The sequence below is a fragment of the Mycobacterium sp. 050272 genome (genome assembly GCF_039023525.1).
Classification (GTDB): Bacteria; Actinomycetota; Actinomycetes; order Mycobacteriales; family Mycobacteriaceae; genus Mycobacterium.
In genome coordinates, this window is record NZ_JBCHKV010000020.1 from 95101 (window position 1) to 102172 (window position 7072).

9 protein-coding genes are annotated in these 7072 nt (G+C 64.9%); 5 read left to right on the forward strand and 4 right to left on the reverse strand.

Translation table 11 applies throughout. The features are described from left to right. Positions 1–48: 48 nt before the first annotated feature. Complete coding sequence (locus tag AAHS21_RS27580; protein ID WP_342930685.1) at positions 49–507, forward strand: universal stress protein; 459 nt, start codon at positions 49–51, stop codon at positions 505–507. Positions 508–521: 14 nt separating this feature from the next. Here AAHS21_RS27580 and AAHS21_RS27585 read toward each other — a convergent pair whose 3' ends face one another. Next, on the reverse strand, positions 522–1445 hold the full coding sequence (locus AAHS21_RS27585) for an SDR family oxidoreductase (RefSeq protein ID WP_342930686.1): 924 nt from the start codon (positions 1443–1445) through the stop codon (positions 522–524). 101 nt (positions 1446–1546) lie between these two features. Between AAHS21_RS27585 and AAHS21_RS27590 the strand changes: the two genes are divergently transcribed. Beyond that, positions 1547–2119 carry a TetR/AcrR family transcriptional regulator gene (locus AAHS21_RS27590; protein ID WP_342930687.1) on the forward strand — a complete coding sequence of 191 codons (573 nt, stop codon included), beginning with the start codon at positions 1547–1549 and terminating at the stop codon, positions 2117–2119. A gap of 7 nt (positions 2120–2126) precedes the next feature. Here the strand turns inward: AAHS21_RS27590 and AAHS21_RS27595 are convergent, their stop codons facing one another. Both AAHS21_RS27595 and AAHS21_RS27600 read right to left on the reverse strand, forming a co-directional pair. Beyond that, positions 2127–2666, reverse strand: coding sequence for a helix-turn-helix domain-containing protein (locus tag AAHS21_RS27595; RefSeq protein ID WP_342930688.1), 540 nt, complete (start codon positions 2664–2666; stop codon positions 2127–2129). Next, positions 2650–3096: an SRPBCC family protein gene (locus AAHS21_RS27600; RefSeq protein WP_342930689.1), complete on the reverse strand. Its 447-nt coding sequence runs from the start codon at positions 3094–3096 to the stop codon at positions 2650–2652. Before AAHS21_RS27600 ends, AAHS21_RS27595 begins: the two co-directional genes overlap by 17 nt. A gap of 152 nt (positions 3097–3248) precedes the next feature. Here AAHS21_RS27600 and AAHS21_RS27605 point away from each other — a divergent pair, with 152 nt between their 5' ends. Beyond that, positions 3249–3845, forward strand: a complete 597-nt coding sequence (locus AAHS21_RS27605; protein ID WP_342930690.1) for a hypothetical protein — start codon at positions 3249–3251, stop codon at positions 3843–3845. On the opposite strand, the gene AAHS21_RS27610 is transcribed toward AAHS21_RS27605, so the two are convergent. Continuing rightward, entirely contained in the window at positions 3832–5433 is a 1602-nt protein-coding gene (locus AAHS21_RS27610; protein WP_342930691.1) for an NAD(P)/FAD-dependent oxidoreductase, read from the reverse strand. The genes AAHS21_RS27605 and AAHS21_RS27610 overlap by 14 nt on opposite strands. Before the next feature lie 93 nt (positions 5434–5526). Between AAHS21_RS27610 and AAHS21_RS27615 the strand changes: the two genes are divergently transcribed. Continuing rightward, on the forward strand, positions 5527–6138 hold the full coding sequence (locus AAHS21_RS27615; RefSeq protein WP_342930692.1) for a TetR/AcrR family transcriptional regulator: 612 nt from the start codon (positions 5527–5529) through the stop codon (positions 6136–6138). Next, positions 6135–6983: a hypothetical protein gene (locus tag AAHS21_RS27620; RefSeq protein WP_342930693.1), complete on the forward strand. Its 849-nt coding sequence runs from the start codon at positions 6135–6137 to the stop codon at positions 6981–6983. Before AAHS21_RS27615 ends, AAHS21_RS27620 begins: the two co-directional genes overlap by 4 nt. Positions 6984–7072: the final 89 nt, after the last annotated feature.

The window sequence follows — 7072 nt, forward strand, 5'->3', positions numbered from 1 at the left end:
AGTTCAGGACTCCCAAAACCGGAGGGCAGGCTTTAGACTCGGAGGTTTATGAGCGCGTATCAGACCGTCGTGGTCGGCACCGATGGATCGGACTCGTCGCTGCGCGCGGTCGACCGCGCGGCCGCGATCGCCGCGGACGATGGTGCGAAATTGATTGTTGCGACGGCACATCCCCCCGTCGCTGAGGAACGCGGTCGCTACGCCATCCCGCCGGGCAGCGATCACGGTCAGGACTACCGGACGGTGGGCCAGGCCCCCTATTACGCGATCCTGCACAACGCCAGGGAGCGTGCGCACCAAGCCGGCGCCAAGAACGTGGAGGAGAAGGCGATCGTCGGTGCGCCCATCACCGCGCTGGTGCAGCTCGCCGAGGACGTCGGTGCCGACCTGCTGGTCGTCGGCAACGTCGGGCTCGCCAGCGTCGCGGGGCGGCTGTTGGGATCGGTCCCCTCCGAAGTCTCCCGCCGGGCCAAGATGGACGTCCTGATCGTCCACACCTCCGACTAGCGCGTCGTTCGGCCTCAACCTCCGACCGAAGTCGTTGCGGCGCTTGCCCGTTCGGTTGACTGCTTTGCAAAGGACCGAAGGTTCAAGCCCACGATCCGGTCCAGGACCCGGTCTGAGACGACGCGGCTGACCCGCACCAGGATCGCGGCGTCACGCCCGATCGTGTAGCGAGTCCGCGGGCGAGAAGCGGTCGCCGCCTTGGCGATGACTGTTGCGGCATGCTCGGCCGAAACGCCGACCTCGCCGAATGATCGGGCCTGTGCGGTGACGGCGGCGGCGAGATCGCCATACCGGGCGAGTTGGGTGTCGGTCATGTTGGCCACCAGCTCTTCGGCGGTGGCGATGCCACGCTCGGCCATTTCGGTCTTGACCGCGCCGGGTTCGACGACGACCACTTTGATGCCCAGTTCGGCGACCTCACGCCGCAGCGCGTCACTGACCGCCTCGAGGGCGAACTTCGAACCGGCGTAGGCACCGTAAGTCGGCAAGACCACCTTCCCGCCAACGGAACTGATGTTCACGACGGTTCCGGAGCCGAGCAGTAGAGCAGGCAACAGCGCCTGGGTCATCGCGACGTGACCGAACAGATTCACCTCGAATTGTTGGCGCCACTGCTTCAGCGGCAGCGCTTCGACCGGCGCGTTGATGGCGATGCCGGCATTGTTGATCAACGCGCGCAACGGGCGATGCAGTGGATCGTGGGCGACCCGGTCGGCAATCGCGGCGACGTCGGACTCAACGGTGATGTCGAGGATGTGCGGCTCCAGGCTCGGCAGGCCTTCGGCCTTCAGTGCATCGGCGTCGGCCTCGCGTCTTACGCCGGCGAGAACATGAAAACCTCTGCGGGCCAACTCTTTAGCTGTCGCCGCTCCGATGCCTGTCGAGGCGCCGGTGACGACGATGAGTTCGTGGCGGTCGGTGCGATTCGCGGAATTCATGACGGTCTCCATCCGGTGGCAAGCTTTGAGTTGACGTTGTCAACTGAACGTAAGCGTCTGAGTTGACATTGTCAACTCAAAGGCTGGCTTATGCTCGGCGGGTGACGACACGGGCGGAGAGTGCTGCGGCGACACGTCGCTCGCTGATCGAGGCGGCGGGCGTGTTGCTCGACCTCGGCGGAATCGAAGCGGTCACGCTGCGCGAAGTCGGTGCGCGGGCTGGTGTTTCGCACTCGGCGGCGTATCGCCACTTCGCCGACAAGGAATCTCTGCTGGCGGTGGTGGCCATGAACGCGTTGAGCGAATTGGGTGACTCGCTCGAGGCATTGGTCAACAGCGACGATTCACCAGAGGAGTCGTTGCGCACCGGGTTGCTCTCGTTGATCGACATCGGCCGCACCCGTCCACATCTGTATCGGCTGATGTTCACCCCGCCGGCGGGTGACCCGACTGAAGCGATGCGGGTGGCCCAACGCGCGCAGGATCTGTTTTTGGACATCGTGGGTCGCATCACTGGTCCGCAGCAGGCGAGCCGCTATGCAGCCCTGTTGTTGACCAGCGCCCACGGGATCACGGGTTTGGACCTGAGCGGTCACATGGATTTGGACAAGTGGCACACCGATGCCGAGGAGCTTGTCGACACGCTCATCTCGGTGTTGCCCAAAGCGAAGTGACTTCGCCTCAGCGGCGCAACAGGATTGCGAACGCCTTCGCGGCCGCAGCCACGCCGGCGTCGTCGTTGGTGGCCACCAGGTCCAGCAGCAGCCCCCGGGTGACGGCCAGGCCGAGCCGGGCCATTGCCGGATCGAACGCGTCGCCTGCCACTGCCTCGACCGCGGTCAGCCAGCCGTCGACGGCACCGGGAATCATTCGGGCGAAGGGCTTTTCGCCCTGGGCGGCACGCGCGTAACACTCGAAGAACAGGCGCTCCAGCCGGCGCAGCTCGGGGCGCTGCAGGTCGGCCCACATCGCGGCAAAGCCGTTGGCGGCGTCCGCCGGCAACTCGGGGAGCAGCCCCATCTGGCGTTGCTCGACCTCTTCGACGACCGCCAGTAGCAGGTCCTCTCGAGACCCGAAGTGGTGCAGCAACATTCGATGACTGGTGCCGACAGCGCCGGCTATCTCGCGCAGGGAGCGGTCGCCGATGCCGCCGTCGGCGAATTCGTCGATCAGCGCGTCGAGGAGCTGCCGGCGCCGCGCCAGGTCAGGGGTGCGGGCCATGGGCCCGGCTGAGCTGCTCCGACCGGGCCTTGAGTCCGTGGGCTTCCAGTTCGAGAAAGCGCTTGGTCTTCCTGGCCATCAGCCGCCCGACAACCGCGCCGACGACGCCGCCCTGGTCGAGCTGCTGGCGCACCAGGGTGCGGCCGCCCGGCTGACCGATGACATCGTGGCGAGCGCTGACCAGCACCCCGGGGGAGCGGTGCACCCACGTCCAGGATGACCCCGGGTCGAGCTCGGTAACCTGCCAGACCAGCTTTTGCATGCCGGGCTGCTTGATCGCGAACCGGTTGCCGATGGCCAGGACGGGTCCATCCAGCCCGGTAAGCGAGGTCACGGACGCGGTCCAGTCCGGCCAGTGCTCGACATCGGTGAAGACATCCCATACCAACTGCGGCGCGGCATCGATCTCGATGCTGTCTTCATTAAACATGTACCAGATGGTACATAAAACAGGATGTCCTGCCTAGGTCACCCGACTTTTTCGGCCGATCGAATGAGTAGTGCACTACGCTATCGGGCTTGCTGGCCGCGAGATAAATCTTTTCCACACAACGGATTACACCTCACGAGAGGAGCAACACAATGTCGGACGTCATTGCGGCAGCTTCGCTGCCGAAGACGATGGTGGCTCGCCTGCGCGAACTCGAGGAGCGCCCTGGCATGCAGGTGAACCGCATTCCGGTGCTGACCACAACAGTCGGTCAACGCGAGATTCTCGACACCGTGGGCGACGCGGTGCCGGAATTGGATGCTGTCCCCCTTGCCACGCTCGCTGTGCTGAGTCCGGCCCGGCCCGCGGTCGACGCAGTCGCGTGGCTCGACTTCGAGACCGTCGCCTACTACACGGCCGGCGCCAACGCATTCGCGTCGGTTGGGACGTTCACGGGCAACCCGCAGTTCCAGCCCTATCTGCGGCTCACACTGGCGAAGGCGCCGACGGGGCGCGGGGTCCTGGTCACCTGTCGGGCGACAAGCATCGCGGTAGGACCGCACTACCCGGGGTACTACCGCGTGGAAGGCCCTGGGGTGGCAGCCAATTTCGAGGACAACGCCAGACCCACCACGTTCACGTTCGTCGTCCCGGCCGGTGGTAACGGTCCTGTCGAAATCAAGATCTACACCGACGCCGACAGAATTGCGCTCTGGGCTTTCTACGACTGCACGATCACCCAGATGTAGTCGAGGCCGGTCTTGCCGCGACCCGTGCGTTGAGGTGCTCGAGTGCCGCTTCGGCGCCGTTCCACCCGGGGATGCCGGTGACTCCCGGGCCCGGATGAGTGCACTGGCCGCAGAGGAAGAGCCCGTCGACCGGGGTGGCGAATTTGTCGGCTCCCTCCACGACGCGACCGGTCCACAGCTGGTTGGGCTGCAACAACCCATGCGAGTAGTCGCCGGCGTGTGCGCTGAATGTGCTGCCGAAGTAGCGATTGGAGAAGACGACTCGGTTGGTCACCGAGTCGGCGAACCCGGGCGCGAACTTGTCGAAGATCCCGACGCAGGTGTCGGCGTATTGCTCTTTCCAGCTTCGGTTTTCGTCGGCGTCGAGCCCGGTGGGGAAGTAGGGCGTGAAAATCGTTGCGCTGTGTTTGCCTTCGGGCGCCAGCGACGAGTCGACCATGCTCGGGATGTAGAGGTAGGTGGGAGGTGCATCGGGCAGCATGCCCTTGCGGTACTGCTCCCACGCGTCGCTGATGTATTCCGGCGACGGCGCGTAAGCGACTGTCGGACACCACTGCCCGTTGTCCTGCAGATAGGGCTGCAGGCGCTCGATCCATTGCGGCGCTTGATCGATGGTGAGATGGGCCTGGATGTATCCCAGGTTGAAGTTGATCTCCTTGATCTTGCGGATGTAGTCGGGCGGAAAGTTCTGCGCACCGGCCAGATTCACGAAGGTGGTGTATGGGTCCAGCGACGACAGCACCGCATCGGCGGAAATCTTTGTGCCATCCCGTAATTGGACCCCGATAGCACGTCCGTTCTCGACCAGGATCTCCTTGACGTGCTGCTTGCACTGCACCTCGGCGCCCAGCGACTCCGCGCGCCGGCACAGCGCGGTGCTCAACGCGCCGATGCCGCCGCGCGGCATGATGTATTCGACGTTGCCGCCGCCGATCAGGTAGTGGTACAGCGTCGATGCGTTCGAGCCCGGTGTCCAGGGTCCGCCGTCGAACGCGTCGATCGACATCGCGGCCAGCGAGCCCTGAATGCAGCGCCCCTGGTCGGGTGCAAGGAATCGCCGGACGGTGTCCATCGTGCTGCCGTACCACATCTGGGCGAAGTCGTGCCGGTCCGCAGGCGTGGGCTGCGAAGCGATCACTTCGATGATGTCCAGCGGCGGACCGAACGCCGAGTCGACGAAGTAGGGCGCGAATCTTCCTATGTGCGCGAACAATCCGCCGAGCGCGGTTGCGACGTCGGCCCCGTGATCCTCGAGGAGATGGCGCCCCATCCGCTCCAGGTCGTTGTACATGACGAACGGGGTGTCTTCGGCATCGCCGAAGGTGCACGTCGACGTCCACTGATCCATCAGCTCGAAGCCCCACTTCGTGAGCTCCAACCGGTCGGTCATCTCCTGGCGCCAGATCAACACGGCCCAGGCGCCGACGCTGTGCTTGTACCCATCGAAGAGTTCGCGGGTCGCGGCCATGCCGCCGAGGAAGTGGGCGCGTTCCAGGACAAGCACTTTCGCACCGTTCTTCGCCAGCACATTCGCGGCGACTAATCCGTTGTGACCTGCTCCGATGATGATCGCGTCATAGTCGGCCATGCTGACTCCTCGCTGAGTGATCCCGGGCTCCACGCACCATGTCATACCTGACATAGTTGCGTCAATGCTGACATTTGGTGTCTGCTTGTCGGTGTGGAATCTCGTAGTCAGCGGACGCGACAGGCCTTGATCCAGGCGGCGATGAAGCGCTTCGTCGCCGATGGCGTGCACCAGACGAGCGTGTCCGACATCGCCGCCGATGTCGGAGTCACCGAGCGCACGTTTTATCGGCACTTCCCGTCCAAGCACGCGGTGATCTTCGCCGACTACGACATCGGCTTCGAATGGTTCGCCCGCGCACTGGCTTTGCGCCCGCACGGTGAACCCATCACCGCCTCGGTCCGAAAAGCGGTGGACGCCTTCCCTTTTGACTTCGCAATGGTCCGCGAGGCCGCCACAATCCGGTCGCGTGACCTCGACCAGGACATCATCACCACGCACATCGGGCGGATGCGCGATCAGGTCGCCGACGAGATCAGCCGGTTCATCCACACGCGATCGAAGCCGACCGGCCTGGCCGTTGAAAGCGCCATGATCGCCGACATCGCGGCACACAGCCTGGCAACGGCGGTTTTCGCCTCGCTGGAGGCGTGGATGAGCAAAGGCGGCGAGGATATCGATGAGCTGAGCCGGTTGACCGACATCGCGCTGAGCGCGCTGGAAGACGGGCTCACACATACCTTGCGCGAAGCCGGATTGGATTGACCAACGAAATCGCTTGCCGCGCAACAGCCGCGCAACACCGCCGGATTGATGCGGTCCGCTCGGGGTACCTGAAAATCGTGCAGCTGATCCGCAAGCTCCCATCGCAGGCCGCCGCATGTCTGGTGACCGTGATGATGGCAGCCTGCGGCCACGATGCCGCCGCGCCGACATCCGCCGGATCCACGACCACCGGCATGCTGCCGCCGGGGGTAGCGACCGAAGGCAGCCGCCCACCCGCGACCGGGCTACCGCCGGCGGCCGAACCGCTCAAGGGACCGCCCCTTCCCCCCGACGGGCTCGTCGGGCGGACCATCCCGGTGGGGCACGAGCCCGAAGGCGTGGTCGTGGACGCGTCAACGCGAACCGTCGCGGTCGCGACGCGCGATCCTAATGAACTGGTGCTGATCGATGCGGACTCGGGCGACATCACCGGCCGGGTTCCGCTGCCTGGCACGGTCCGGCATCTGCAGCTCGCCACGGCCGGCGGCACGGTGCTGGTTCCGGTCGAGACCGCCAATGCATTGGTGCAAGTCGGCTTGCCGCACGGGAAGGCATCGCCGCCCATCGTCACCGGCACCGCGCCGCATGATGCGGCCGAGGCGACCAATGGCACTGTCTTCGTCGCCAACGAACTCGGCGGCACGGTGGCGGTGTTACGGGAAAACAAAATCGTCAAGGTCTTCACCGACAGTGTGCAGCCGGCCGGCACGGCGGCAGCCGGGACCGCGGTGGGCGTGCTCGACGTGCGGAAGAACGACCTGACCGTGTACGACGCGGAGCGGTTGACCATTGTGGGATCCACGCGGGCCGGCGCGGGTCCGACTCATCTGGTCGTTGACCTGTGATGTCGCGAGACATCGAGGACAGATGTCTCGCGACATAGTGAACACCCTCAGTTGTTGGTTGGGGGTGTTTTCTGTTTTTGGGGTTGGTA